27 protein-coding genes and 2 pseudogenes are annotated in these 25,040 nt (G+C 61.8%); 14 read left to right on the top strand and 15 right to left on the bottom strand.

Translation table 11 applies throughout. From position 1 onward, the window contains the following. Window positions 1-53: 53 nt before the first annotated feature. Together HL653_RS12155 and HL653_RS12150 are read right to left on the bottom strand one after the other, a co-directional pair. Entirely contained in the window at window positions 54-569 is a 516-nt protein-coding gene (locus HL653_RS12155; RefSeq protein ID WP_171744741.1) for a GNAT family N-acetyltransferase, read from the bottom strand. Between the two features lie 21 nt (window positions 570-590). Further along, window positions 591-893: a DUF1778 domain-containing protein gene (locus HL653_RS12150; RefSeq protein WP_171744740.1), complete on the bottom strand. Its 303-nt coding sequence runs from the start codon at window positions 891-893 to the stop codon at window positions 591-593. Window positions 894-1,049: 156 nt separating this feature from the next. On the opposite strand from HL653_RS12150, the gene HL653_RS12145 reads away from it, so the two are divergent. Genes HL653_RS12145 through HL653_RS12130 form a run of 4 tightly spaced genes read left to right on the top strand, consistent with a single transcriptional unit; the run spans window position 1,050 to window position 7,689 of the window. Beyond that, window positions 1,050-1,856, top strand: a complete 807-nt coding sequence (locus HL653_RS12145) for a conjugal transfer protein TraF (protein WP_253717966.1) — start codon at window positions 1,050-1,052, stop codon at window positions 1,854-1,856. Between the two features lie 44 nt (window positions 1,857-1,900). Then, window positions 1,901-2,431: a hypothetical protein gene (locus HL653_RS12140; protein WP_253718059.1), complete on the top strand. Its 531-nt coding sequence runs from the start codon at window positions 1,901-1,903 to the stop codon at window positions 2,429-2,431. Between the two features lie 53 nt (window positions 2,432-2,484). Next, window positions 2,485-3,909 (top strand): conjugal transfer protein TraH, encoded by a 1,425-nt coding sequence (locus tag HL653_RS12135; RefSeq protein WP_171744739.1) that lies wholly within the window; start codon window positions 2,485-2,487, stop codon window positions 3,907-3,909. A 12-nt stretch (window positions 3,910-3,921) separates the two neighbouring features. Further along, window positions 3,922-7,689, top strand: coding sequence for a conjugal transfer protein TraG N-terminal domain-containing protein (locus HL653_RS12130; RefSeq protein WP_171744738.1), 3,768 nt, complete (start codon window positions 3,922-3,924; stop codon window positions 7,687-7,689). On the opposite strand, the gene HL653_RS12125 is transcribed toward HL653_RS12130, so the two are convergent. The 3 genes from HL653_RS12125 to HL653_RS12115 all read right to left on the bottom strand — a co-directional run bounded on the left by HL653_RS12125 (window position 7,676) and on the right by HL653_RS12115 (window position 8,912). Next, on the bottom strand, window positions 7,676-8,170 hold the full coding sequence (locus HL653_RS12125) for a hypothetical protein (protein WP_171744737.1): 495 nt from the start codon (window positions 8,168-8,170) through the stop codon (window positions 7,676-7,678). The two genes, HL653_RS12130 and HL653_RS12125, sit on opposite strands and share 14 nt — an antisense overlap. Window positions 8,171-8,274: 104 nt before the next feature. Continuing rightward, entirely contained in the window at window positions 8,275-8,658 is a 384-nt protein-coding gene (locus HL653_RS12120; protein ID WP_171744736.1) for a type II toxin-antitoxin system VapC family toxin, read from the bottom strand. After that, on the bottom strand, window positions 8,655-8,912 hold the full coding sequence (locus HL653_RS12115; RefSeq protein ID WP_171744735.1) for a type II toxin-antitoxin system Phd/YefM family antitoxin: 258 nt from the start codon (window positions 8,910-8,912) through the stop codon (window positions 8,655-8,657). Before HL653_RS12115 ends, HL653_RS12120 begins: the two co-directional genes overlap by 4 nt. 469 nt (window positions 8,913-9,381) lie before the next feature. On the opposite strand from HL653_RS12115, the gene HL653_RS12110 reads away from it, so the two are divergent. The 6 genes from HL653_RS12110 to HL653_RS24265 all read left to right on the top strand — a co-directional run bounded on the left by HL653_RS12110 (window position 9,382) and on the right by HL653_RS24265 (window position 11,908). Beyond that, window positions 9,382-9,636 (top strand): type II toxin-antitoxin system VapB family antitoxin, encoded by a 255-nt coding sequence (locus tag HL653_RS12110; RefSeq protein WP_171744734.1) that lies wholly within the window; start codon window positions 9,382-9,384, stop codon window positions 9,634-9,636. Next, complete coding sequence (locus tag HL653_RS12105; RefSeq protein ID WP_171744733.1) at window positions 9,633-10,052, top strand: type II toxin-antitoxin system VapC family toxin; 420 nt, start codon at window positions 9,633-9,635, stop codon at window positions 10,050-10,052. Before HL653_RS12110 ends, HL653_RS12105 begins: the two co-directional genes overlap by 4 nt. Next, complete coding sequence (locus tag HL653_RS12100) at window positions 10,049-10,963, top strand: HEPN domain-containing protein (RefSeq protein WP_171744732.1); 915 nt, start codon at window positions 10,049-10,051, stop codon at window positions 10,961-10,963. Before HL653_RS12105 ends, HL653_RS12100 begins: the two co-directional genes overlap by 4 nt. A 43-nt stretch (window positions 10,964-11,006) precedes the next feature. After that, window positions 11,007-11,282, top strand: coding sequence for an HU family DNA-binding protein (locus HL653_RS12095; RefSeq protein ID WP_171744731.1), 276 nt, complete (start codon window positions 11,007-11,009; stop codon window positions 11,280-11,282). Between the two features lie 143 nt (window positions 11,283-11,425). Then, complete coding sequence (locus HL653_RS24270) at window positions 11,426-11,707, top strand: hypothetical protein (RefSeq protein WP_253717964.1); 282 nt, start codon at window positions 11,426-11,428, stop codon at window positions 11,705-11,707. Between the two features lie 42 nt (window positions 11,708-11,749). Beyond that, window positions 11,750-11,908: a hypothetical protein gene (locus HL653_RS24265; RefSeq protein ID WP_253717962.1), complete on the top strand. Its 159-nt coding sequence runs from the start codon at window positions 11,750-11,752 to the stop codon at window positions 11,906-11,908. Window positions 11,909-11,925: 17 nt separating this feature from the next. On the opposite strand, the gene HL653_RS12085 is transcribed toward HL653_RS24265, so the two are convergent. Next, complete coding sequence (locus tag HL653_RS12085) at window positions 11,926-12,285, bottom strand: AraC family transcriptional regulator (RefSeq protein WP_171744730.1); 360 nt, start codon at window positions 12,283-12,285, stop codon at window positions 11,926-11,928. 966 nt (window positions 12,286-13,251) lie between these two features. Between HL653_RS12085 and HL653_RS12080 the strand changes: the two are divergent. Then, window positions 13,252-14,362, top strand: a pseudogene (locus HL653_RS12080) (IS3 family transposase). A gap of 203 nt (window positions 14,363-14,565) precedes the next feature. Here the strand turns inward: HL653_RS12080 and HL653_RS24260 are convergent. Continuing rightward, entirely contained in the window at window positions 14,566-15,234 is a 669-nt protein-coding gene (locus tag HL653_RS24260; RefSeq protein ID WP_253717960.1) for an MgtC/SapB family protein, read from the bottom strand. Window positions 15,235-15,391: 157 nt separating this feature from the next. Here HL653_RS24260 and HL653_RS12070 point away from each other — a divergent pair, with 157 nt between their 5' ends. Then, window positions 15,392-15,841 (top strand): NUDIX hydrolase, encoded by a 450-nt coding sequence (locus HL653_RS12070; RefSeq protein ID WP_171744729.1) that lies wholly within the window; start codon window positions 15,392-15,394, stop codon window positions 15,839-15,841. An 87-nt stretch (window positions 15,842-15,928) separates the two neighbouring features. Here HL653_RS12070 and HL653_RS12065 read toward each other — a convergent pair whose 3' ends face one another. Beyond that, window positions 15,929-16,741 (bottom strand): DMT family transporter, encoded by an 813-nt coding sequence (locus HL653_RS12065; protein WP_253717950.1) that lies wholly within the window; start codon window positions 16,739-16,741, stop codon window positions 15,929-15,931. Window positions 16,742-16,795: 54 nt separating this feature from the next. Next, the gene (locus tag HL653_RS12060) at window positions 16,796-17,233 is read right to left on the bottom strand and encodes a GFA family protein (RefSeq protein WP_253717947.1); all 438 of its coding nucleotides are present in this window, start codon (window positions 17,231-17,233) and stop codon (window positions 16,796-16,798) included. A gap of 298 nt (window positions 17,234-17,531) precedes the next feature. Here HL653_RS12060 and HL653_RS12055 point away from each other — a divergent pair, with 298 nt between their 5' ends. After that, window positions 17,532-18,221 (top strand): CDP-alcohol phosphatidyltransferase family protein, encoded by a 690-nt coding sequence (locus HL653_RS12055; RefSeq protein ID WP_171744727.1) that lies wholly within the window; start codon window positions 17,532-17,534, stop codon window positions 18,219-18,221. Window positions 18,222-18,557: 336 nt separating this feature from the next. Here the strand turns inward: HL653_RS12055 and HL653_RS12050 are convergent, their stop codons facing one another. Next, complete coding sequence (locus HL653_RS12050) at window positions 18,558-20,675, bottom strand: PAS domain-containing sensor histidine kinase (RefSeq protein WP_253717945.1); 2,118 nt, start codon at window positions 20,673-20,675, stop codon at window positions 18,558-18,560. A gap of 408 nt (window positions 20,676-21,083) precedes the next feature. Then, entirely contained in the window at window positions 21,084-21,245 is a 162-nt protein-coding gene (locus tag HL653_RS23995) for a hypothetical protein (RefSeq protein WP_216599990.1), read from the bottom strand. Between the two features lie 130 nt (window positions 21,246-21,375). On the opposite strand from HL653_RS23995, the gene HL653_RS23990 reads away from it, so the two are divergent. Beyond that, window positions 21,376-21,753, top strand: a complete 378-nt coding sequence (locus tag HL653_RS23990; RefSeq protein WP_216599989.1) for a hypothetical protein — start codon at window positions 21,376-21,378, stop codon at window positions 21,751-21,753. Between the two features lie 273 nt (window positions 21,754-22,026). On the opposite strand, the gene HL653_RS12040 is transcribed toward HL653_RS23990, so the two are convergent. From HL653_RS12040 to HL653_RS12025, 4 genes and pseudogenes are all read right to left on the bottom strand, one after another. Then, the gene (locus HL653_RS12040) at window positions 22,027-22,629 is read right to left on the bottom strand and encodes a plasmid pRiA4b ORF-3 family protein (protein ID WP_171744725.1); all 603 of its coding nucleotides are present in this window, start codon (window positions 22,627-22,629) and stop codon (window positions 22,027-22,029) included. Continuing rightward, a pseudogene (locus tag HL653_RS12035) lies at window positions 22,626-24,189 on the bottom strand (IS66 family transposase). The gene HL653_RS12040 and the pseudogene HL653_RS12035 overlap by 4 nt, the downstream one beginning before the upstream one ends. Before the next feature lie 42 nt (window positions 24,190-24,231). Beyond that, complete coding sequence (gene tnpB, locus HL653_RS12030) at window positions 24,232-24,579, bottom strand: IS66 family insertion sequence element accessory protein TnpB (protein ID WP_171744724.1); 348 nt, start codon at window positions 24,577-24,579, stop codon at window positions 24,232-24,234. Then, window positions 24,576-24,950 carry a transposase gene (locus HL653_RS12025; protein ID WP_171744723.1) on the bottom strand — a complete coding sequence of 125 codons (375 nt, stop codon included), beginning with the start codon at window positions 24,948-24,950 and terminating at the stop codon, window positions 24,576-24,578. Before HL653_RS12025 ends, tnpB begins: the two co-directional genes overlap by 4 nt. Window positions 24,951-25,040 lie beyond the last annotated feature (90 nt).

Raw genomic sequence — 25,040 nt, 5'->3', positions numbered from 1 at the left:
GTTCCGCGGAGCCTCAGGAGGCACCGCTTTTCGTTTTGCAATGGTGCTTGCGGTCAGCCCTGCAAGGCCCGGACAACTTCGATCGGCATCAGCAAAACGCGCTCGCCCAGCGGCGAAGCGACGAAACCATGCCGCGTGTAGAAGCCAACGGCGTGCTCGTCGATGGCATGCACGATAATGGCGCGAACGCCGGCGATCTCGGAGGCGGCGGCACAGCGGCGGAGTGCGTCGGCGAGCAGATCGGTGCCAAGGCCAAGCCCTTGGAAACCGGTATCCACGGCCATCCTGGCGATGAGAAGCAAAGGCACCTTGTCCGGCATGCCTTTGCGCAGCTTGGCCGTGGGCAGCGCGGCCCGCTCCTCCATGGCAGTAGTAATCGTGTAATAGCCCGCCACCTGTCGGGGACGGTCGGCATTGCAGACCACATAGGTGCGTGCGGAGGAGCCTTCGCTGCCAATCGCGCGCTCGCGGAGCCATTGGTCGAGCGAAGCATGCCGACCGTTGGCGAACGTGGCGACCTCATGGTCGGCGTTCAGTCTTTCGGGTGGTGTGACACGGCGCTTGGACATGGAAACAGGCGACGGGTCCGATCAGCGATTCCAGATTGGTTCGCGCTTCATCAGCTTCGCAAGCTGCGGCGACGGCATGGGCGGTGCATCGAGAAGGCTGAGGAACTGCTCATGGCTCTCGGCATCCAGGAAGAAGGTGCGTTGATCGAGGATCGCGGCCTCGGCTTCCCGCCGCGCGCTCGCAAGCATGAACTCGGACAGCTTCTGGCCGCGCAGAGAGGCCGCGCGACTGAGCATCGCCTTAAGCTCGGCCGCGGCCCTGATCTGGATGACATCGTTCTTACGCGCAGAGGCGCTGCGATCGGAAGGGGCGTGCTGTGCCATTTCGCTAAACTCCTTGTCGACATCTGGCAATTTGCCACGACAATGTCAATACAAGTGCGGTTCCGGCGTCATCGACTTTCCGTCGTCGGCATGGGCCTTACGGGCCTTCTCGTCGTATCCCAATCAGCCAGCGCTCAAGGTGTGCCCTCGGCTGCAGTGGCCTCCAAGCAGGGCTATTGGTGGTATCAGGCCCCGCCTGTCTCCGGTGAAAAGCCGGACGAGAAGGACGCGGCGGTAAAGCCCTTCATTCCGCCCATGGCAGAACTCGCGACCTGGACTCCGCCGAAGATCCGCAAGCTCATCGAGGAGCAGCGCGATTACGCCGCGACCGTCCTGACGGTCGATGCCGTTGCCGATTTCTGGCGGCTGCAGGATTTTGCGCGGCGCAAGGCGCGCGCGTTCGCCGGCATTACCCAGATCGCGATGCTCCAATATCCCGAGCTCAACTCGAAATCGGCCAACCCGATGGTCGGCGATGCCCGATCCGAGCTCTCGGCGCAGAAGGATGCCATCCGGCGGTCTTACCTGCGAGCCCATGCCGGCGAGTTCGCGCTCGTCATGTTCTCACGTTCGACCTGTGGTTACTGCCGTGTCCAGTGGCCGATCATCCAGCGCTTCCAGGAGGAGATGGGCTGGCAGGTCACGCTCATGGACATCGACAAGCGGCCCGACGTCAGAGAGCGGTTTGGGGTCGAGATCACGCCGACGACGATGATCATCCGCCGAGGGAGTCAGCAGCGCATGATCATCGCCTCGGGCGTGGAGGCTTATCCCAACCTGGCGCAGATGGCCTATCAGGCGGTACGCCTCCTGCGCGGCGACATCCGCCCGGAGCAATTCATGACCGGTCCGGGCGAGGACGCGGGCTTCTTCGACGCTTTGGGCAACGGCCCAGTTTCGGCGAGCGACCCAAGGGCTCTGGGCGGCGATCTCGTCGAGGCATCGGGCGAACCGAGGCCGTGATACGCGGGCTCATCCTTCTCGGCATCCCCGGTCTCGTCATCGGCATGGGTTCGGCTGCGGCGCAGGCAGTGAGCCGCGACGACGCGATGCGCGCCGCAATCCACCCTGTTGGCGACGCGAAGTCGATGCAGGTTTGGCTCTCGCGGGTTCCCGTCACCCGTGACTTTCCCGACGATTTCACGAGCACGCTGCGCGGACATGGCGCCGCGTTCGTCATTGAGATGACGACAACACCTGGCTGCGTGCCGTGCGGCGATCTCTGGACGAAGCTGACGGCGCTGGGCGCGCGTTATGGCTGGCAGGTCCGCACGATCGGCAGCCAGGAAGCGATGATCCGTTCGGGGCGTCTTGGACTGCCCTGGGTCGGACATCCCGTCGCCTGGGTGAGGCCTTTGGCGGATGATGTACGCGTCGTGCCGGTGGCGATCGGCACCGACCATTCACCCAATCTGGCCCGCAATCTCTATCTTGCCGCGAAGATGCTGACGGGGGTGAGGCCCGCGGTCGGCGTCAGGGCCATGTCCAAATTCACCGGCATCGTGGGGCTGCCGGTGACCCGACCGGGAAGGCACTGAGCAATGGCGGCCTCAGTCCTTTCATCTTCATTCCCCATCGTCCGGAGCCCGCCATGTTCGCTTGCCGCCGCGCCACCATCCGCGCGTTGATCGTTCTTGTCCTCGCCGCGTTCTCGTTCGGAGCCCCCGCGCACGCGCAGAGCTGGGCGGAGAGTTGGTTCGACAATGTCACCTATTCATCGCCCGGCAGCTTCGAGGATCAGACGCGCGGCTATGTGACCGCTGGCGGCATGTCTGGCCGCGTCGATGTCCATAACGATTATCTCATGTCGGTGAGCCTGCCCAAGGTCCGCGCCGGCTGCGGCGGCATCGACATGTTTCTGGGCGGCATGTCGTTCCTTGATCCCGACTATCTCGTGCAGAAGCTGGAGAGCATTCTTCAGGCAGCACCGGCCGTTGCGTTTCAGTATCTGCTGGAAACCCTGGACGAAAAGATGGGCAATATAATCAGTAAGATGGAGGCGGCCACCAACTTCCTCAATTCGATTCAAGTGAACGACTGCCGTCTCGCCAACCGCATGGTCCAGATCGCGAAGGGCGACGACAATATGTCGGGCATAATCGAGGAGATGACCGGGTATCGCTCGGTCAAGCAAGGGTTCGCCAAGAGCTATCAGCAGAGCCGGGAGAAGATCGAGGCCAACAACAACAATCCCACCGAGGATCTCAAGGACGCGCTCGCGAACTGCCCGGCCGAAGTTACCGACATCTTCCGGACCGGTTCGCTGCTTTCGCATGCTGCGTCGCGGGTCGGCGCGGGCGACTGGGCGAGCGTGATGCGTGCGCGGGTTGGTGACGTGTATATGCGCTGGGATGATGGTGACCGGGTCCCACTCTTTACGGCTATACCCCAATGCCCCGCGCAGGACACGGAGAGCGCGCAGGACTTCCTGACCGGGCGCGTCCAGCGCCGCACGCTCAATTTTCCGCCGACAAGCGCTGATTGCGCCCAGGACGGCAGCGGACGGGGCGCGCTTGTTCTCGCGCGCGAACGCATGCAGTCGATTGCTACCAAGATCCGCACGCGTGCTGCACTATCGGCCGAAGAGCGGCAGTTCGTGGCCAACGTCCGCACGCTTCCCGTCTATCGCATGCTCGAATGGGGCGTGCGCCAGGGCGTGGTCGAGTCCGTCATCGGCGACACGGATGAACTGGTCGCGCTCACCCTCGCCTACCAGATGCTCAATGACCTGACCCGCACGATCGACTTCACCGTGACGAATGCGGAACGCGGGGCGACGGTCGCGGGCTCGGCGGACGGCAACAACGCCAATGTCTGCCAGACCCGCATTCTAACGAAGGGAATCGAGCAGCTACGGGACCTGAGGGACGAGGTGCTGCGCCAGCGCGCGCAGATGCGTCAGAGCTACATGGCCGCCCTCAACCAAGCCAACCTCTCCACCAATTATGCGGGGCTGCTTCGCGAGCGTGATCGCGATGCCCGCGACGCTGCCGGCGCCGCTGCCCGCAATCAATAGGATCGAACCGTCATGCGCCGGCTCTTGAGGCTTCTTGCCGCCCTCCCCGCCATCGTCCTCGCGTCACCCGCCCTTGCGGTCGACGCAAGCTTCCACACCTATGACGGCTTCGCCGAAACAGTCGACGCATTCCGCCTGGTCTCGATGATCTTTGGCGATCCGCGCTACGAGACGCTGGTGATGATCGTCGCGACGGTCGGGATTGGCCTCGGCGCGATCATCGCCAGCATCAGGGGGTCGGGCATGGGGCTGGTCGCCTTCGGCTTCCAGATCCTGATCGGCGTCGGGCTGTTCGTCGGGCTGATCGCCACAACCGGCACGGTCCATGTCTATGACCGGGTACGCAATGCCTATCAGCCGGTCGGCGGTGTTCCCAATCTCCTCGTGCTTGTCGCCGGCGCGACCAACATGATCGAACGCGCGATGGTCGAGACGATCGACGACAACACACTCGATCCCAATGCCAAGATCGAGTTCGGCGCGGGCGGGCACAGCTTCGACCTATTCCTCAACGCTGTCTCGCCGCGCGGGCCGATGACCGACATTTTCCTTGATGCGACGATCAAGGACTATGTCCGGCAATGTTATCCGGTCGCGCGGGTATCAGCCGCCTATGGCGTGGACGATGACCAGCTCTTTCGGACGTCGACCGACCTGCCCTCTTCTCTCGGGGCGATGGCAGGGCCCGCTACCTTCTCGACGGTCTATACCGCGGCCGACAAGGGCGGCACGACGGTCAGCTGCAGCGATGCGTGGGCACATATCTCGGATCGTCTCTCAGACCCGGTCCTGTTCGACGGCTACTCCAAACAGATCTGCGCCCGGACCGGCTATGACACGGAGAACGCTCAGCAGATGGTTCGCTGCCGACAGCAGCTCGGCGAAATGGGGCAGATGATGCTCGGTCGGCCGCTAAGTGCGCAGGCGTTCCTGACGCACATCCTTCTCGGCAACACGGTTGGCGATGTCCTCTTCGAGGATTCGCCGGCCAGCGCGGCCAGGGTCATGGCCAATCGCGCGGTGATCTCGAGCGGCCTTGCGACCATGTCGGTCGCGAACGAGTGGATGCCGACGATCCGGGCGACCGTGTTCGGCATCATGCTGTTCATGATCCCGATCGCGCTCCTGTTCATCCTGACGCCGATCAATCTGCGGGTCGCGAGCTTTGCGCTCGGCATGTTCGTCTTCGTCGCGCTTTGGGGCGTGATCGACGCCGGCATCTATCAACTCACGCTAGGCCGGGCGACCGCGACGCTTGCGGAACTACGTTCGAACGCGCTTGCGGCCAACGCTTGGCTCCTTGCTCCTTCAGCGGCGATGAAAGCGCTGGCGATCTTCGGCAGCTTTCGCACGGCCGCCGCCGGCCTCGCTGGCGCATTCGTTTTCACTGTCTTCCGTTTCAGCGGGAATGTCTTCACCTCCTTCACATCGGGTTCGCTTGGAGTAGCCAGCCAGGGCACAGCGGCGGCGGCGGCGATGGGTACGGCCGAGGGCCGGGCGTCGGCGCTCGAAGCGCAAGCATCGGCCATGGGCACCCGCTCACGCGCGGCCGCGACCTCAAGCTTCGGCGATTTTGGGGAACGCTCGACATTCGGCGCCAACCGCATGTTCGGCGAAGCTGGCCATATCCTTGGCGAGCGCCCTGGCACTGCGGGGGGCACAGCGCTCGCACTCGGCGGCATCGAGGGCTCGCGCCAACTGGGAAGCCTCGCGCCAGCGCTTGGCGGCCGGGATCTGGCCGATCCTGCTGTGGCGCGTGCCGTGCAGGCCAATGCCGCGACTACCGCGATCCACCAGTTCGCCGAGAAGGACGCACTGCGCAGTCTTGGGACAAGCTACTTCGGCCAAGGCGAAGCCGGCGAGAAGGCATTCGCGGCCTTCAGCCAAAATCTTGTCCAATGGCGCGCGTTCGGCGATCAGAGGGCTTATGGCATGATGATGCAGGGCGCGACGCGTCATTTCGAGCGGGCTGGCTACTCGGCGGCCGATGCCGAGCTCAAGGCGTCCGGCGTGATTGGAGAGGCGCAGGCGGATCCGATGTTCGGCAAGCTGATCGCCAACACATTCGACCAGGAGCAGATGCTGAGGAACGACCTGACATCGGCGCAGGTCCAGGTCGGTGCTATGGAGGGGCGCCGCGACCATGCCGGCGATAATGTCGCGGGCATCGAGCGCGCCAATGTTGCGACCGAGCAGGGCTGGCGCAGCGGCAGCAACCATGGCCAGCGCGAGGCCGCTTCCATGCTTGGTCTCTCCGTCGACGAGACCGCGCGCCGGGTCGGATTCATCAACGCGCTTTCCGGCGAGGCGCGCAGCTCGGCCATTTCCCAGCTTTCGCGCTCGACAGGGAGAAACGAGGCGCAGGTCGTAGCAGCGCTCGAACACTACAATGCCGCCGTGCAGGTCGGGACAGCCGATGGCGCCAGCGCCGAGGCAGGCCGCGAGGGCACCAGTGTTTATAGACGGACGCGCGAGGCCGCCGGCTACGACTTCGCCGAACGCTCAGGCAGGCTCGACGCGCAGCGCGAGGTCGGAACCGACGGCACGCAGGGCGCGGCGCGCATCGGCGAGCAGCGCAGGCAGTCGGAGAATTTCGGCTATGCGGAGGGGGCTGCCGCTGCCGGCGTCTCGACACGCGAGGCGGCGCGGCTCGACAGCTTCATCCAGGCGCTGGGTCGCACTGCGGGCAATCAGGTCGATATGGTCGAGGGCGGCGCTGGTGGGATCGCCGATCGCGCGCGGAACGAGCGCCTGACCTCGATCGTCGACCGCGAGAGGCTGACCCGGATGCAAGGCCTGCTCGCCAAGAGCGGCATCAACCTGTCGAAGCGGCAAATCGCCATGGACCAGAATGGCGACCTTAGCCTCAATCTCACCCCTGAGACGGCGGCCGCTATGTGGAAGGCTGGCCTCATCAACGAAAGCCAGCTCGGCGCGATCGCGAATGGCGGCCACGCGCGCTTCAGCTTCGCGCACAACGACCTTCTCGTCTCCAGTGGTACGGATTTCAGCCGATCGGCCCGCAGCGACACCAGCACGCGGTTCGAAGCCGGCAAGCAGGCGGGACCCGATACGGTCGAGCATTTCATGGGCGGCGGTGCCGAAGGCCAGGCCATGCTCGCCAATTGGCTGCGCGGTGGGTTCGAGATGGACCGAAAGGGCGAATGGCGCCTGAAGCCGCAGGTCGCCGACACGCTCCAGCGCGATGTGCAGGCCATCATGGCCCAGACGGGCTGGCAGAGATCGCTTTCACGGTTGGCCCAGGATCAAACGACGATGGGAACCAATCTCGGCATCGATATTGGCAGGGATATCAGTGTCTCGGATACCGAGACGTCGACGGGTCGCGGCAACAGTCCAGGTCGGGGCCGTCAGGCTTCGAAAGGACCAATCGAAAGAGCCGACCGTACTACGGCAGGACATCTCGGCGCGAAGGTTGGCTTTGAAAGCCATGATACAGGCACCACGAGCGAAAGCGCGCAATCAAATCTCGACATCGTCAACTACGATGTACGGGAGTCAATTGCCTCCGCTGAGCGTGCCGCAGCACGCTCCAGCGATCCCGCGACGACCTTCTCCCGTGAGCTTTCGAATCGCATCCTCGGCAGCGCCGGCATGCGCAACCGCTACCTTCAGGAGGCGGACAATGGACGCGCCACCTTCGATATCACGGGTCCATTGACCTCGCTGGAGCAAAACTCCGTTCTCTCCAAAGGAAGCTTTTCAACCGATATCCAAGGCAGTCCCGGTGACGGCGACAGCACATTCAAGAAGCGTTAAATTTCCCGGTGTGCGGATTGATGTAGCCCGGATTGTGCGGGTTCAACGGGCTACCAATCCAGAGTGGCCCAGACCGCGGATCTGATGGGTCGAACCCGGACCGCCACCTTTTCGCCAATCGTTCGTGCTCTTCAAGAGCGCGCCTTCTGAAGAAGACCTCTTCTTCATCGGCTTCTTCATCGGCTGACAGCGGCATACCGTGACCCTGCCCCACAAAATCATCAAGACGTTCCCTGACATAGCCGACGCCCAGCACCATCAGCGCGGTCATCGGAAAGAACAGGATATTCAGATAGCCCGCAAGCGCTCCGCGATAGAAGGACTCCAGGAAATCGATACGGGCGGAAGCCGCCATACCGAGCCACCAGACCGGGATCGCGACCCACCAGAGCTTGGCGTACCACGGCTGCCAGAGCCATGCTGACAGCTTAGGCCGCTCGGTGACGCTCGCAATTTCCTGATCTTCGATGGGAGCTTCCATCGGGAAATCCTTTCCGCAACGCGATACCATCAATTGCACACACAATCCAGTTTTCGCTTCCTAACCGCAGGTGGAGAGCGGCATTTGGATGTCGTTTTTTTCTACTAGATCGCGCTCTCTATGTCGGTTCTCGAAAAGTCGTCACCGACATAAAGAAGACGGCAGCCACGCGTCTTGGCGACCTCGTATGCAAAACAGTCTCCAAAGTTCAGGCCAGCCGGATGCATCCCCTTACCCCACTTCGAATAGGCGACCGACATGCGTCTGGCGGCAGCGGCACTAACGTGCACGACCTCCACTCCGAGTCCATCAAGCAGGCTCGCGACCTCTTCTTCAACGTTCCGTCTTGCTGACACCATCAGGGCTTCGGCAACCGTCCCTGCCGAAATGACCAGCTCGTCCTCAGCCTCGATCGCGGAGATGCATTGGGCTGCCTGCGGTTCATCAAGAACAATCGCCATCAAAGCAGACGTATCGAGCGCGATCATGCAGGCATGCCATCATCGCCATAGAGGAAGTCCTGACTGCGCGCCGCATCCGGCCCGCTCGTTGCCTTCGCCCTGCCTGCCTTCCGAGCGGCTTCCAAAAGTTGCCTGCGAGCTACGCCATCCGTCACCGCCCGAACCGGCACCAATCTCGCCGCCGCGAGCCCGTGCCGGGTAAGAATGATCTCCTCGCCTGTTTCGGCGCGCCGCACCAATTCGGTCAGTTGACCTTTTGCATCGCTCACGGAAACCTGCACGACAAGACTCCAAACCGGTATTCCCTGTCGATTAATTCGGACCATTCATTGGTCCACGTCAAGATTCTTCGGACCATCGGTGCCCAATCTATAAGCGTGATAGCAGTGTGCTCAACCAAGCCTTCAGTCGGCTCCCGCTGCCAACCTCGCGCCGCAATCGGATCCTGAGATCCTGGGCTGCGGGGGCAGCATCATCACCTGATGACTCTCGAATGGCCAACGGAGGGGCTGAAGTCGAAGCGACTGAACGCCCGACCGACCCCTCCTCCTCACACAAATTTCGCTGGTTCGAATTCGACGGCTTCTCATGCCGTTGCGCTAGCAGAGCCAAGGCGCGGATTGAACGCAGAACGGTCGCGTTCTCCAGGTTCATAACGCTGGAGATTACGTCAGATTGGCCGAGATTGTTCTGGAACCTTCGCACCCGTCGTGGCAGAATGGAGGAATATCGGCACAATAGGTAGAACTTATGGGAGCGACGCTCAACATCAAGGATCCGGAGGCTCACCGGCTTGCTCTGGCCATCGCACGGGAAACCGGCGAGCCCATGACGCGCGTCGTGGTGGAGGCCCTGCGTGATCGGCTGTCCCGGATCCAACGGCAGCGGGAGCGTGCCACAATAGCCGAACTTATGGCCATAGCGCGCCGGTCTGCAGATTTGGTAACCCGGCCCTATCCTCCGCACGGAGATGAGCTTTACGGCGTCGATGGATTGCCGAAATGATTATCGACACCTCAGCTCTGGTAGCCATTCTCTATGGGGAAGACGAAGCGTCAAGTTTTACGCAGATCATCCAGCGTGCCGATATCTGTCGGCTGAGTGTCGCGAACTATCTTGAACTGACAATGGTGATTGAGAAGCAGCTAGGCCTGGAAGGCACTCGCCATGCGGAGAACTTCGTAAGGCGCGCAGGTATTCAGATCGAACACGTCACCGTGGAACAGGGGCACATCGCGCGGCAGGCCTTTTTCGATTTCGGCAAAGGACGCCATAAAGCCCAGCTAAATTTCGGCGACTGTTTTGCCTATGCCCTGGCGAAAGCCGTGGACGAACCTCTTTTGTTCAAGGGCAACGACTTTATCCACACCGATGTCGAGAACGCCCTTCCCCACTCCAATGATCCGAATGACGAGACATGAAAACCGAGCTCGACCATCTCCCTGTAAACAAACGGCGCGAGCTCGATCGCGTCGTGCGCATCCTATTCGAGGAATTCGAGGACGCGCATGGCGAGCCGACCGGCACGCGCAAGCTCGGCCGGATCCTCAAGATCATCCTCTACGGATCTTATGCGACCGGCGGCTGGGTGCACGAGCCTCACACCAAGAGAGGTTACCGGTCGGATTTTGACCTGCTCATCATCGTGAACCAGAAGGAGCTGACCGATTGGGTCGGCTATTGGGACAAGGCGGCGGAGCGCCTAGATCGGGAAGCGATGATCGTGAACCGGCTGCGCACGCCGGTCAATTTCATCGTCCATACCCTCCAGGAAGTGAATGACGGTCTTGCCCATGGCCGATATTTTTTCATGGATATCGCGCGCGACGGCATTGCACTGTATCAAGTCGATGACAGCGACTTGCACACACCCAAGCCAAAGACCCCGCAGGAAGCCTATGATATGGCGCAGGGCTATTTCGATAAATGGTTTAACTTAGCCGTATCTGCTCGGATGATTTTTCAGTTTTGCCACGGCAATAAGTTATATGAAGACGCTGCGTACAATCTGCAGCAGGCATGTGAACGGCTCTATTACTGCATCCTGCTCGTTTACACCTTATACACCCCCTATAGCCACAACCTCAAATTCCTACGCGCATTGGCCGAGAGGCTAACTCCCCGCCTAGTGGAGGTCTGGCCGAGGGAGACACGCAAGATCGAGGCGCGCTTCCTGAAGCTCAAGGACGCCTATGTGAAGGCGAAACATTCCGATCAATTCACTATAACGGAAGAGGAGTTTACCTATCTTTCCGAACGCATCGAATTGCTTGGCACGATCGTGAACGAACTGTGCCAGCAAAAACTAGCTGAAATGCGGGCCCAGTTGTAGATGCCATCGCGCAAACCAGACTTAATATTGCAGGAGAAGCAGAATGAACAACAGCGATCTGGCCGACAAGCTGGCTGCCGAGACCGGAGCGACGAAGGCAGATGCCCGCAAGGCGGTCGATGCCGTTTTCACGGCGATCGCCGAGGCAGCCTCAAAGGGCGAGGAGATTTCGCTGAACGGCTTCGGCAAGTTCAAGGTGAAGGACCTGCCCGCGCGCGAGGGTCGCAATCCCTCCTCGGGCGAAACGATCCAGATCGCTGCGTCGAAGAAGCTCACCTTCGCGCCGGCCAAGGCGGTCAAGGACCGGTTGAACGGCTAACTGCTGGCGGCCATCGCCGGCAAGCGTCGTCGGCACAATCTGCGTGAGCCCCAAGCAAGCCTGCGCGGCAACAATAATCTGTCCGCGCAGGTTCACGCTGTTCCAGGCCAACCCGCTATGGATCAGTAGCGGCGCACGCATGATTGTCGGGTTCGCTTGAGATCGGTGATGCATTCTGGTTGCCGGCCAGGCTTGCCGCGATGGCCGCACAGGGGATCTCGAACGACAGCCTCATCCGTCGGGAGACCATGATGCCAGACGACCGGATCCCTGACGCAGCGGCGCGCAGGATCGCGCTTGCCCTTGTGGAGCATTGCGTTCGAAAATCCGGACTAGAGACTTTTCACGCGGGCATCGCGCCTGGCAGCGTCAAAGGCGACTACAGCGATGTGAAGGTCGTCACACCTTATCGGGAAATCGCATGAACGGAGCTTTCCCGGATTTCCGACGCGGAGATGAAGGCGCTCATGATCGAGATCGTCAACAAGGTATTCACGTTCATCACACATCTGGACGATCTCGTGATATTGCGCGATTCAGGTCGCTGGGATCGGCCCGAGCTTGATTCAAACCTTTTCAAATTCGCGCAACGGCAGTCCACGACGCGCAGCGACGAGGAAGGATGACTGCATAGGGCATTACTTCATCTATCCTGCAAGCCGACGACAGGACGGCTCTCGGCAAGCTGCCGACGCCATTTCGCAGGCGTGATGCCATTCGCCTTGGCGAACGCCTTGGTGAAGTGCGCCTGGTCGGAAAACCCACATTCCAGCGCGATTTGTACGAGCGGAAGCGCGTTCTCGGCCAAAAGGCTCTTTGCGCGCAGGATGCGTTGCTGGACGAACCACGCATAAGGCGCGAGCCCGACTGTGTTCGCGAAAGCTCGTACAAAATGGCACAGCGATAACCGGCAGAGACCTGCGACTTCCGTGATCGAAACCGGGTTGCACAGATCTCGACGCATCGTGCGCATTGCGAGATTGACTTGCCAAGGCGCGAGCATTGGCTGACCTCTCGTCTGCGTCCGGCGCACTCTCGAACGTCTGTGCCGCTCCATCTGCGCATCGTGCGCGTGTGCCTGCGCCGACGCAGCGCATGACATCGCGCTCGCGCTTCCAACAGCCGCCATGGCGACCCCCAATGGGTTGCAAGGCAGATCATTGCGCCGGGGAACCTCGGCACACTGCCTCATCGGCCACCACCCAGAACCCGCTACGGCGCAACCCGGTGCGCGCGCTCAGAGGAGGAAGCCCTTCTATTCCCGTTTGAGAGACACATCGGAGACTCGAAAAGCGCCCTCCTTTCTTCCGGTCGACCGATGATTGGCCGTACATCATTACGGAAGCGGGTCCGGTCTTCGACCAGTTCCCAGAATGCTTCGCCATCCGGAGAGCGGCTATCGTTTGGGAATAAGAGACATGCTCGGCACATCTGGCTTGGAATGTGCCCCTGATCGCAATCCTTAGAGCGGCTCGTCTCACCCGGTTCGGTCAAAACCTCGAAGGCGCCCCAGAACTCCGTTCGCCCCACCCCGACGAAGGATATCGCAGTTCAGTCAGCTGCGCGCTCTACCCACTTAAGCAGCCTCGGAACCCGTGCATTGCTATAGCTGACATGGTGGAGAGCGGCTTGATAGATTCTGAGAGGCCGACGGCTACCGCCGCCGTTCCGAAAACGATGGTGTTTCGGGAATGAGCCAAGTTCGAGCCTAACCGTCGGGTGGGCATTACGAGGCCCGATCCCGCTTGCGGGAGCATCCGTCGTGATCCTTGGCGGACGATTTCTGCAAGCCATCCTTCGACACATCGCATGCGAAAGCGGAGTGTCCCGCCGATCGTGGCGGGTCGCTTGGCGTTGCGAGGATCAGACCCGAGTTGCCGGCCTGGATGTGAACCTGCTGCGCGTTTCTTGGACCGTTTTGAGCTGGAAATTCCAGTTATGATTGGAGGGCCGGGAAGCGGAGCGAGTGATGACGAGATCGAAATACAGCGACGCGCATATCGCGCTCGCGTTGAATCAGGCCGAGGACGGCACGACGGTCGGCGAGGTGTGCCGCAAGACGGGGATCGGCGAGGCGACGTTCTACACATGGCGGAAGGGATATGCGGGTCTGATGCCGTCGGAGAAGCGCAGGCTGCGTCAGCTCGAGGAAAAAAACGGCAACCTCAAGCGGCTGGTCGCTGATCTGTCGTTGGACAAAGCAATGTTACAGGATGTCGTTTCGCGAAAGCTCTGAGGACCAACCGGCGTCGGCAGCTCGTCGATGATGTCAGGAGCACATGGCGAGTTGGCATCCGGCGGGCGTGCGGTGTGCTTGGGGCGGAGCGGTCGAGCTACCACTATCGTGCGTGCCGCGCGGATCAGGCCGACCTGAAGAAGCGGATGAAAGAGATCGCTGAGACGCGCGTGCGCTACGGCTATCGGCGGATTCATGTGCGGCTCCGGCGGGAGGGCTGGGACGTGAACGCGAAGCGTATCTATCGGCTTTACAACGAGACGGGCCCGCAACGTCGCCCCCCAAAGCGCGGCGTGAAAACGAAGCTTAGCGAAGGTCGCTGCGCGGCGTCTTGTTCGAATGAGGTGTGGACCATGGACTTCGTCGATGATCAGCTTGCCACAGGGTCAAAGCTACGCATCCTGACCGTGGTCGACACGTTCAGCCGAATCTCGCCGGCGGTCGTCCTGCAATTCAACTTCCGTGCGCCCGATGTCATCGAGGTCTCGAGCGGGTGTGAGGTCAAGTCGGCTATCCGGCGTCGATCCGGGGCGACCAAGGCAGCGAGTTTGTCACCCGCGATCTCGACCTTTGGACGTACACGCGCGGCGTGATCCTCGACTTCAGCCGGCCCGGCAAGCCGACCGAAAACGCGTTCATCGAATCGTTCGACGGCAAGTTCCGGGCGGAATGCCTGAACCAGCACTGGTTTATGAGCCTCGACGAGGCGGTCGGAAAATGCGAGAATTGGCGAAGAGACTATAACGAGGTGCGACCGCACAGCGCGATCGGCAACAAGACGCCGATATCGTTGATGAACCGATCAGCGGCACATGGCCCGCCGCTGTCGGCAGGAGGTGAATGACCGCCAGCCAGGTGGTCCAAGAACGGGTAGCAACTCACCGCCTACAGCGGGGACAGCACCGCTCACGGATCAGCCCTGTCCGCTAGTATCGGCTCTTGAAGCTAATTCGAAAACGGAGACGAGCTCCTTAAGATCAGACGCTTGTTCATAAAGTTGCGACGGTATCTTCGCATCTGAAAGATATGAGGAGCGTGTCGCGATAATCAATCGCTTTCGGCGACGATCTGCCTTTTTCTGATTACCTTCACCCTATGCACGCCGGGCGCTTCTTCCAGCCTGGAGGCACATGCTCGGATGTCAGCTTCTGACACGCGCGTGAGATGCACAAAGGTCTCATCGCCGCCGTCATCGGCAGGCGTCACATGCACTCGCTTGATCTGCCCTGACCGGACGCGCAGGATTTTTTGCAAATCCTCGATTGACACGGCACCGCGCTCGCAACGGAACCTGAACGAACAGCTCTGGACACGAGCCCTGTAGGCTCGCTCAAAAGGCTTCAGGCCGGCGAGGATGCCCAGGATGATGGCGGTGGACACAGCCGCGGCAAAGAACAGGCCACCGCCTGCTGCCAGCCCGAGGGCTGCCACGGCCCATATCGATGCCGCCGTAGTGAGCCCCCGGACTGTGCCACCGCGAAGCAGGATCGATCCGGCACCGAGAAATCCCACGCCGGAGACAACTTGAGCCGCGACGCGAGATGGGTCGAGCACGACATGCGGCAATTGCGTCGAGCGTTGAAAACCATAGGCGGAAACGATCATAAACAGGCAGGCGCCGACGCTCACCAACATGTGCGTACGGATGCCGGCCGACCACAGCAGTCTTTCACGCTCGAAGCCGACAAGGCTTCCAAGCAAGGCCGCGACGGTCAAGCGCAGCAGTATGTCAGTTTCGCTAATCACTCCGTGCGAACCGGGAAGCCGCCGCAATCGTTCCAAAGCCTAGCTGCCGATCAGCCGGGAAGAAAATCGATTGTCATAAAAGTGTCACATTATATTAGGGCGCGATGGTGGAATTGGGCTTTCCTCGGTGACGCTTCAGTCGGCGGCCATACCGTATCGGATCGATGAGGCGGGCGAAGTCGCCCTGCTGCTCGTAAGCTCGCGAACTCAGGGACGATGGATCTTTCCCAAAGGAAAGATTGGTAACCGAATGATACCGCGCCGGTCAGCCGAACGAGAAGCTTTCGAGGAAGCGGGCGTGCTCGGGCGCATCGGCCGGGAGCCGGTTGGATCCTATCGGCAGCCTATCGGCGGCGGCACAGATCGCGGTGAAGTGCTGGTCGTGCACGCCTTTGCGCTGCGCGTGACGGATGAGTTGGATGTCTGGCAGGAAATGCATCAGCGCCAGCGAAAGTGGTTCACGATCAAGGAAGCACTGCGGGCGGTTCGGGATCCTGAGATCAAAAAGATGATCCGAAAATTCCGCTCTTACCTCAAACAGTCTGCGCGGTCCGAGATGCCATCGGCCGCAGACTGACGAGAATGGTGGGTAACCGCAGACAGGCACCCTGCCCCACCGGCTGACTACACCCACCGAACGATTGGCATCCGATTGAAGGCCAAGCTATGTCTGATGGCCAATACAAATCGCACCGATTGCGACGACCAGGCACGCTGCTATCCTGTAAGCGGTCAGGCGCTCGTGCAGGAATACGCGACCGATCAATGCCGCAAACACCACGCTCGTTTCACGAAGGGCCGATACCGTCCCCATCGCGCCCAGCGACATCGCATAGATCACGATGCCATACGCGATGAGGGACACGATGCCACCGCCTGCGGCGGTCAGCGTCTCCGGCCCCCCTCTTACGAGTGAGCGACCATCACGAAGCGCAACGTAGACCAAGGGTGCGGACACGCCCCAGAGCAGGCACATCCACACCGTATATCCTACGGGTGCGCCCGACAGTCGAACCCCAATTCCATCCGTGACGCTGTAGGCGCCAATGAAACAGCCCGTGCCGAATGCGTAGGGCAGACTATCGAGGCCGACTCCTCGGTTCTGGAAAGCAAGCGAGACGATTCCGCCCGAAACCAGGGCAATCCCGACCGCGCTGACCGCGTCCGGTATTTCGCCTGCAAAGGCCGCGGCTCCTAGCGAAACGAGGACCGGTGATGATCCTCTCGATATCGGATAGGTCTGGCCGAGATCGCCGCTCCGGTAGGTGCGGACGAGGAACAGGTTGTAGCCGGTATGAAGAAGAGCCGAGACGATCGCATAGACCCAGCTGCTTCGGGCCGGAAGGGCGACAAATGGCGCCAGGCAGGTACAGACGACCGCGATCGCGAGGCACATCACCGTCATCGACCATAAGCGGTCGGCTCCAGCACGCAGCATCGCGTTCCAGCTCGCGTGGAGGACCGCCGCGAGCAGCACGATAGTGACTACGCCCAGCGTCATCCCCGTCGAGCGCTCATCGCGACGATCTGATCATTCAGCGTTCCGGTCCGCCGGGAAAAAGCGCAGCGTTCCTGCCGACCGCGCTTTGCCACCTGTGTCCTTGGGGTGGTGGATGCCATCGGTGACCGGAACCTCGAAAAAGTCGAACGGACTGACGCCGTCCAGACAGGCGACGTTCACCCCATAAAGGTTTGGATCGGAGCGGCGCTGGTGATGGGTGTAGATGCCGCAGCGAGAACAGAAAAAATGCTCAGCTGTCATCGTGTTGAACCGATAGCGGGTCAACGCATCCGCGCCCTGCAGGATCTTCATTCCGCTGACTTCCGCTGACACCGCGATCGCTCCGCGCATCCGACAGAAGGAGCAATTGCACCGGCGGATTGTCTCGAAGCCTTCAGAGAGCTTCACCTCGAATTGGACGATGCCGCAATGACATTGCCCATTCAGCGTGTTTTCTGTGTCACCCAAGGGAAGCCTCCAAACGTAGCCACGCCAGGACCGCGAATAGCTGAGGAGCAAGCGCGACCAAAACCGACGACGGTTACGAAGCGACCAGCGGCTGATGCGCCCCATATCCGGCCATTCGCATCTAACGCTGATCTCCACTTTCTGCCGCTTATTCATGTCTGAGGCGGAAAGGCAGGAACAAGAACGCGGATCGTGTCGAAAAACGGTGAGCGCTTTCCTACAACGGCCCGGTCGAGCCAGCCGTTGTTGCGATCCAGGCAATATCAGCCGAAGGCGGTCCATCAGCAAGAGATTTACCATGAGCGAGAGCCGCCCCGCCGCCCCACCCGCTTTGACGCGGATGCAGACTAACATCCTTGCGAACGCAGAGCGGCACTTGCTCCTACGCCTATGCGGATTACTCCCCCGCTGGATGCTGCCGGACCATCTCACAAGCATTGGCATGCTGGGTTCGATTGCAATTTTCGCGGGCTATGCCGGGAGCAATTTCGGTGCCGGTTGGCTGCTTCTCTCGCTAGCCGGCTATTTTATACAGTGGTTCGTAGACTCCCTCGATGGAAGTCTGGCGCGGTTTCGTCAGATCGAGCGACCTTCCTATGGCTATTTTCTCGATCATAGCTGCGATGGAATAACCACCTTCCTGATCTTAGCAGGGATCGGCGTGAGCCCGTATGTCAGGATGGACATCGCGCTGCTCGGGCTCGTTGGCTATCTGCTTCTGTCGGTACATGCCTTTCTGTGCGCCCGTGTTCTTGGCGAGCTTAAACTGACATATGCGGCAGCGGGGCCAACAGAATTGCGTTTAATGCTGATTTTGTTGACGGTGGCGATGATGGTTCTGGGACCGGCTCCAGGCATGTTCGGCCTTATTTCAGGATTCGATCTTTTTTTAGGTGGCCTTGGCTGCATTCTCTTGATGTTGTTCATCAAGCACACAGTCGGCGTCGCCCGCAGGCTGGCCAAATTGGATCCAGCATCGACTTTTTGAACGATCCAGAAGCGGAGGTTCAGCCGCCCTTTAGCGTCTCTCGCAAGCGGACGCCCGTTCATGCGGCGAAATCGTCAGATCAAGGAGGCCGACTGCCAACAATACAGTCAAACAATCACGCGGCGTCGACTGGACTTGGCTCCCGCTCAGGAAGGTCGGCTGACAGGAACCGCATCGGACAGGCCTCATGCCGGAAACCAGCTCGCGAACTACGCGACCGACGAAACCCATTCCTGGCCGTTCGTAGGCTTCCTTCGCTTTTCCACTTTCGGCCGTCGTTCAGGGTTACACTTTACCCTGTTATGTTCGCGGCCAAGAGCCGGTTAGGTGCGGACCTCAAGGCTCGCAAGCCTTCTGGCCTGCGGGTTCAAGGAGCTTCCTGATACGCGTCGCCAGCGCTTCCATAGCAAAGGGCTTGGTCATGACATGCATTCCGGGTGCGAGAAGCCCGTTGCCGACCGCCGCATTTTCCGCATAGCCGGTGATGAACAGCACTTTGAGGTCAGGCCGGTGCACGCGAGCGGCGTCGGCCATCTGCCGTCCGTTCATGCCGCCGGGCAATCCCACGTCTGAAACGAGGAGATCGACGCGAGCATTCGACTCAAGCACCCGCAGACCGGCCGCGCCGTCTGCCGCCTCGATGGCGGTGTAACCCAACTCCTCGAGAACGTCTGTCACGAGCATGCGGACCGCGGGCTCGTCGTCTACCACGAGCACGGTCTCACCCACATCGGCACGCGGCGCTTCGGAAAGGTCAGCCGCATCCTCTCTGGCTTCAGCCTCGCCCCAGTGGCGCGGGAGATAGATGCAGACGCTGGTGCCGTGACCGGGCTCGGAATGGATGCGCACCTGACCGCCCGATTGCTGGACGAAGCCGTAAATCATCGACAGTCCGAGGCCTGTACCTACCCCGATCGGTTTAGTGGTGAAAAACGGATCGAACGCCTTGGCGATCACATCCGCGGTCATGCCGGTGCCGGTGTCCGACACACACAATGCTACGTAGCTGCCCGCGTCCATGCCCCGCGACAGGGCGGTGAGCTCATCTAGTTTCCGGTTGCTTGTTTCGATCGTCAGCGTACCCCCATCGGGCATGGCATCGCGCGCATTGATCGATAGGTTCAGCAGGGCGTTCTCCAGTTGATGGGGGTCTACTAAAGTGGTCCAGATGCCCTCGCCCGGCACGAAGCGGGTGTCGATCTCGGGGCCGACCGTCCGATGGATTAGGTCGATCATGCTCTCGACGAGGTGATTGGTTTGTGTCGGCTTCGGATCGAGAGTTTGGCGTCGGGAGAAGGCTAGCAACCGGTGGGTCAGCGCAGCCGCGCGCTTGGCCGCCCCCTGTGCGGCGACATTGTACTTCTCGACGTCGCCCATCCGGCCCTGGCCGATCCGTACCGCCATCATCTCCAAGCTGCCACTAATACCCGTCAGCAGATTGTTGAAGTCATGGGCAAGGCCGCCAGTAAGCTGGCCGACCGCCTCCATCTTTTGACTCTGGCGCAGCCGCTCCTCCGCCTGCTGGAGCTCCGCGGTGCGATCTGCGACACGCTGCTCAAGTGTGTCGTTGAGGATGCGCAGCGCCGCCGCGACCCCATCCCGCTCTGCCTCTACCGCGCGTCGTTCCTCGACGTCGAGCAAGACACCTGGGAAGCTGAGCGGCGTGCCGTCCGGACCGTGTTCAACGCGGCCGTTCGCCTCGATCCAATAATAGCGCCCGTCGCTCCGCCGGACCCGGTATTGATGCGCGTAAGCGCCCCCGCGCGCAATCGCCTCATTGATTGCCGTCGCCAGTCCCTCTTGATCGTCGGGGTGGACTGTCTCCACCACCTGCGCGAGGCTGAGGCCGATGCGCCCGAGATGCGGGTCGAGGCCGAAGGCGTTGGCGAACGCCTCGTCGACCGTGAACCGGTCGGTAGGCAGGTCCCAGAACCACGTGCCGATGATGGCACCCGCCGCTAGCGCCAGGTCGAGCCGCTCATCGCTGACGTCGCGCTCGCGCTGGACGATGACGCGGTCGGTCGTCTCGGCAGTCACGCACAGCATGCCGCCGATCTTACCCTCGTCATCATAAGCCGGAGAGTAGGTGAATGTCCAGTAGCTTTCCTCGGGCTCGCCGCTGCGCGACAGGTCCAAGCGCATGTCGGTGACGCGGGTGGACCTGCCCGCAAGTGCCTCGTCGACTAGCGGTGAGATCTCGTCCCAAATACTCGCCCACAGCTCGCGGAACGGCGTGCCCAGCGCATGCTTCGCGCGATAGCCGAGGATCGGCTCATAAGCGTCATTGTAAAAAGACCGCAGCTGCGGCCCCCACGCCAGGAACATGGCCGTGGGGCACGCCAACATCGTTGCCACTGTGTTGCGCAACGATATAGGCCAGCTCTCGATCGAACCAAGCTCGGTGGCCGCCCAATCCAAATCGCGCAGCTTAATCCCGACGCTGCCGCTAAACATATCCGCTTTCATGCGCTTCGTTTAGGCGCGCTATCCGCGCTTGTCAGGCGGGAACGCTGGTCTGCACGACAGGGCCCTTTTTAGACGGCGCGATAGACCCATACTCGGCCATTCGGAGAGGTCGAACCGCTTCCCAGAAGCGAACACTTGTTCATGGGGGACTTCGCCTGGGAATAGGCAGCCCTGCTAAGCATCGAGAGTTCACGAAGCCACTCTTTCAATCGCCAGCGGCGACTGTAGGTTCACCCGGTACCGGGGGGCGCGGCGGACGGACGGCAAAAGAATCCGTTTGGTATCCCGAGTTTTTGCCGGAAGCGAGACCGAGAACCGGTCGAGGGGGGAACGAATGATCTCGGGATCAAGGAAACTACCGTCGCAGCATGTCACGATACGCGTGCCCTGGCACGTTCAGGGCTGGAACGACGCGCTTGCAATGCGCCCTCGGCTAACACCTCTTGCCTCGTCCTGAGCCGCATCGCGGCGGGCAAGCGTGACGACCAGGACGAGCATGGCGGACGCCCCTTCGAGGAGCTGACCGCCGCCGTGCGTCGACGAGCGGGTGAGCTTCATGGCGGACCACGACCTGATCCTGAAGAAGCAGCATCCCTACAAGTCGTCCAGCGAGGAAACGCACGGCCACTTCGGCGAGACCACGCTGCGTCTCTAAGCGTATTGGGCCGCCTGCATACCATTCGGCTGGATGCTGAAGTCCAACGTCGAAGGTGACGAGAAGTCGGGCGAGGTCGGCAAGGCCGCCACCCTACGGCTCGGCTACGACCCCGACCGCGAGCCCGAGCTGTCCTTTGAGACCAGCTGGATCCAAGACAAAAGCAACCAGCTTGTCAAGCTCGACACGTTCTTCGGCGCGCTCGAGCTCGGAGCCTCCCTCTGCTTATTCTACGCGAAGAAGACGCCGCTCTCCGAGAGCGCTGGCCGCGTCATCATCGGCGCGGCGCGGGTATCACTTCCAGAGCTTCCCCGCTGGCGTCGTCGGCGATGCACGAGAGCGAGAGGGTGTGGAGGCCTTCGCCAGCCTCTATTACACCGTCAACGAGCCATGGACGCCCCCGGACATTAACAAATTCGCCTGCGCTCGGTGGCGTCAAGCCGCCTTTACCGAGCATGCCGCCAGTCCTTCGTAGTCTCAATCTTGACGCGGTTGAGCAAATTCAGCGTCGGCAAAATATAAGATCCATATGCCGTTAATAGGAGCGCTTATCGCTCACGGTCATAACCAGTGCTTGCTGACGGCGCTAGCCGGGTGAACGAGCGTCCTAGCCGTATCCAGCGAGCGCACCAGAAACGTCGCGAACCGCCCGACGTCAGTAAGCGTGGCCGTTAGGCCACCTTGTTATTGAGCGCGGCTCTTTTGGTAGGCGAGTTTGCCGGCGTGGCGCCGGATGGCGATCGCGGCGATGGCGCGGCGGGTGAAGCGTTCGTCGATGTCGTCGGCGTTGTAGGGGCCGCCATACCATTCACGTAAGCGGTCGTGTTCTTCGTGACTGGGGTCGGCCATGGCATCGAGGAACATCTCGAAACCGGGCAAGCCGCCGACATCCTCGGGCGGGCAGCGCCGGGCACCATCGACGAAGCGCGGATATTTGACGTCGGGTTCACCGGGACCGACCGTCTCGAGCGTGATGGTGTGCCGCCAGTCGTCACCCATGTCGTAGGTGTAGACAAGCGCCCGCACGCCCCGGTCGATGAGCGTCGCGAGCTTCACGTTCTTTGCAGCGGTCATGCCGCTCTCCGGCCACATCGGGTCGGGGATGCCGTAGCGCCGGTCGCCGGCCTCGAAATGCCAGAGGTGGTAGTCTTCCCAACCCATCGCGGCCTGGACGATGTCGTGGAGCATCTTGAGGCTGGCGGTTACGGGCACGTCGACCCGGCGCCAGATGGTGGGTTCGAGGTCGTCCAGGACGATATGCAGGCGGGCGATGGTCTCGGCGCTCATGCCGCCAGTTTGGCAGGTTCGTGAGCCCAGTTCCACGGCATGAGTTCATCCCAGCGGCTGGCAGGCCAGTCGTCCGCGATTTTGGCGATGACGTCGGCCATATAAGCCTACGGGTCGACGCCGTTCGCCTTGCAGGTCTGGATGACGGTGTAGATGGCAGCGGCCCGTTCGCCACCTGCGCGAGAGCCAGCGAACAGCCAGTTGCGGCGTCCGATCGCGACACCGCGCAGCACACGCTCCGCGATATTGTTGTCGATCTCCAGGCGACCATCGTCGAGGAAGCGCGACAGTGCTGGCCAGCGCTTCGTGCCATAGACGACGGCCATCGCCATGTCGGACCTGGGCGACAGATGGCGAAGAGCGGCGTCGAGCACCTTGCGCAAGGCGTCGACCAGCGGCCGGCTTTTCTCCTGGCGGGTTCGGCATCACATATCCGGTGGTTGACCGCGGACTTCGGTCTCGACAGCGTAGAGCGCGCCGATCCGCTCGAGGATGTCGGTGGTCAGCGGAGTGAGCGACCGCTCGTGCAGGTCGAAGACCTTGCGCCGGAAATGCGCCCAGCAGGCGACCTCCGTCACGCCGCTGCGATCGAGCCGGTCATAGCCGGCATAGGCATCGGCCTGCAGGAAACCGCGGAACCCGGCGAGATGGGACGTTGGGTGCTCGGCGGTGCGGTCTGGCGTGAAGCGATACCAGGTTGCGCGCGGCGCGGTACTGCCGGATGCCCGGTCGTCGGTGGCGTAGACCCACAGTCGCCCGGTCGCGGTCTTGCCCCGGCCGGGGTCAAGCACCGGCGCGGGCGTGTCGTCGCCATGGATCTTATCGGCCTTGAGGACTTCGTCACGGAAGCGGCTGACGATGGGGTCGAGGAGTGCTGCTGCGTGTCCGGTCCACCCCGCCAGCGTCGAGCGGTCGATGTCGAGCCCTTGCGCGGCCATCATCTCGGCCTGGCGATAGAGCGGCAAATGGTGGTCGAATTTCGAGACGACGACGTGCGCCAGCGTGGCGAAGGTCGCCTTGCCCCGCGCGATGGCGCTCACCGGCGCGGGCGTCTGGACGATCTTCTCGCAGGACCGGTAGCTGTATTTTGGGGCGGACGTTGCGCACGACGCGCCAGCGCACCGGCACGATGTCGAGCATCTCGTGCGCGTCGATACCCAGCGGGCGCAATGCACCGCCACTGTCCGGGCAGGTGCAGGTACCCGACGCCGGCTCGTGGACGACCTCCTCGCGCGGCAGATGGCTTGGCAGACTACGGACGGGCACCGGCCGAACCGCCACGCCAGGGTCAACCATCTCAGGCCCAAGCGCATCGCGCTCGGCCTCGAGTTCCTCCAGCGCCAGTTCGAGCTGCGCGATCTCGCGCCCCAGCTTTTCGGACGACGCGCCGAACTGCATTCGCCGCAGCCGGGCGATCTGTCCGCGCAGGGTATCGATGAGCAGGTCGCGGGCGGCCAGCGCGGCATTCGCCCGGGCGAGCAAGGCCTCCAGCGCGGCGATCCGCGCGGTGGCATCAGCAGGGGAAACAGGCGCTTCCGACACGCTGTCACCATAGCAGATTGCAGGTCGGCGAGCGAGGAAAGCGACCCAAAACTGCCGTTCCTACCCCGCCAGCGTCGGCGTGAACGTCCGCTCGGGCCGTCGCCAATCGATGCTCTCCAGCAGCATCGACAATTGTGCCGGCGTCAGCGTCACCGTGCCGGTCGCGGTCACCGGCCAGACGAAGCGGCCACGGTCGAGCCGCTTGGAAAACAGGCAAAGCCCCTGGCCGTCGAACCACAGCAGCTTGACCAGATGGCCCCACTTGCCCCGGAACACGAACAAGGCACCCGAATGTGGGTTCTGCGCCAGCACCTGCTGCACCAGCACCGCCAAGCCATCGAACCCCTTGCGCATGTCGGTCACGCCGCACGCCAGAAACACCCGCGTCGGCAATGGCACGGGGTTCATCGCAGCACCGATAGCACCCGTGCCAGCGCCCCTGCATCCACGGCGGCATCCACGCTCACCCGCACGCCACCCGGCAGTTCGATCTGGATAAGCGTAGATGAACACGGCGCCGGCTGCGGTGTCGGCACAACCGGTTGCGCCACCTGCACTTCGGCGAACTCCGGCAACGACGGCACGGCACACGCCAGCTTGCCCTCCCGCAATCGCTTGCGCCACGTGTAGATCAGGCTGCTCGACACCTCACGCCGGGCGATGACGTCGCAAACCCGCCCCCCCGGCCGGAACGCCTCCGTCAGGATCTCCAGCTTCTCCGCGTCCGACCATCTCCGTCGACCCGACACGCGGCCGACCACCTCCATACGACTGGTCATACGAGCACTCGTATAACCAGTCACAGAACCCACAACTTCCCGCACCTCTCGCGCCCTCGTCAAAGGCGACAAGCATCCTGACCGCCAGCG

The organism is Sphingomonas sp. AP4-R1, from assembly GCF_013113735.1.
Classification (GTDB): domain Bacteria; phylum Pseudomonadota; class Alphaproteobacteria; order Sphingomonadales; family Sphingomonadaceae; genus Sphingomonas_I.
The sequence above is the reverse complement of the archived record's forward strand: the minus strand, read 5'-3'. Positions and strand labels throughout refer to the sequence as shown.

Bases quoted from the DNA above. Each gene is read 5' to 3' on its own strand.
- HL653_RS12155 (WP_171744741.1), bottom strand. From the start codon at position 569: ATGTCCAAGCGCCGTGTCACACCACCCGAAAGACTGAACGCCGACCAT.
- HL653_RS12150 (WP_171744740.1), bottom strand. From the start codon at position 893: ATGGCACAGCACGCCCCTTCCGATCGCAGCGCCTCTGCGCGTAAGAAC.
- HL653_RS12140 (WP_253718059.1), top strand. From the start codon at position 1,901: ATGGGTTCGGCTGCGGCGCAGGCAGTGAGCCGCGACGACGCGATGCGC.
- HL653_RS12135 (WP_171744739.1), top strand. From the start codon at position 2,485: ATGTTCGCTTGCCGCCGCGCCACCATCCGCGCGTTGATCGTTCTTGTC.
- HL653_RS12130 (WP_171744738.1), top strand. From the start codon at position 3,922: ATGCGCCGGCTCTTGAGGCTTCTTGCCGCCCTCCCCGCCATCGTCCTC.
- HL653_RS12125 (WP_171744737.1), bottom strand. From the start codon at position 8,170: ATGGAAGCTCCCATCGAAGATCAGGAAATTGCGAGCGTCACCGAGCGG.
- HL653_RS12120 (WP_171744736.1), bottom strand. From the start codon at position 8,658: ATGATCGCGCTCGATACGTCTGCTTTGATGGCGATTGTTCTTGATGAA.
- HL653_RS12110 (WP_171744734.1), top strand. From the start codon at position 9,382: ATGGGAGCGACGCTCAACATCAAGGATCCGGAGGCTCACCGGCTTGCT.
- HL653_RS12105 (WP_171744733.1), top strand. From the start codon at position 9,633: ATGATTATCGACACCTCAGCTCTGGTAGCCATTCTCTATGGGGAAGAC.
- HL653_RS12100 (WP_171744732.1), top strand. From the start codon at position 10,049: ATGAAAACCGAGCTCGACCATCTCCCTGTAAACAAACGGCGCGAGCTC.
- HL653_RS12095 (WP_171744731.1), top strand. From the start codon at position 11,007: ATGAACAACAGCGATCTGGCCGACAAGCTGGCTGCCGAGACCGGAGCG.
- HL653_RS24265 (WP_253717962.1), top strand. From the start codon at position 11,750: ATGATCGAGATCGTCAACAAGGTATTCACGTTCATCACACATCTGGAC.
- HL653_RS12085 (WP_171744730.1), bottom strand. From the start codon at position 12,285: ATGCTCGCGCCTTGGCAAGTCAATCTCGCAATGCGCACGATGCGTCGA.
- HL653_RS12055 (WP_171744727.1), top strand. From the start codon at position 17,532: ATGAGCGAGAGCCGCCCCGCCGCCCCACCCGCTTTGACGCGGATGCAG.
- HL653_RS12050 (WP_253717945.1), bottom strand. From the start codon at position 20,675: ATGTTTAGCGGCAGCGTCGGGATTAAGCTGCGCGATTTGGATTGGGCG.
- HL653_RS23995 (WP_216599990.1), bottom strand. From the start codon at position 21,245: ATGAAGCTCACCCGCTCGTCGACGCACGGCGGCGGTCAGCTCCTCGAA.
- HL653_RS23990 (WP_216599989.1), top strand. From the start codon at position 21,376: ATGCTGAAGTCCAACGTCGAAGGTGACGAGAAGTCGGGCGAGGTCGGC.
- HL653_RS12040 (WP_171744725.1), bottom strand. From the start codon at position 22,629: ATGAGCGCCGAGACCATCGCCCGCCTGCATATCGTCCTGGACGACCTC.
- tnpB (WP_171744724.1), bottom strand. From the start codon at position 24,579: ATGAACCCCGTGCCATTGCCGACGCGGGTGTTTCTGGCGTGCGGCGTG.
- HL653_RS12025 (WP_171744723.1), bottom strand. From the start codon at position 24,950: ATGACCAGTCGTATGGAGGTGGTCGGCCGCGTGTCGGGTCGACGGAGA.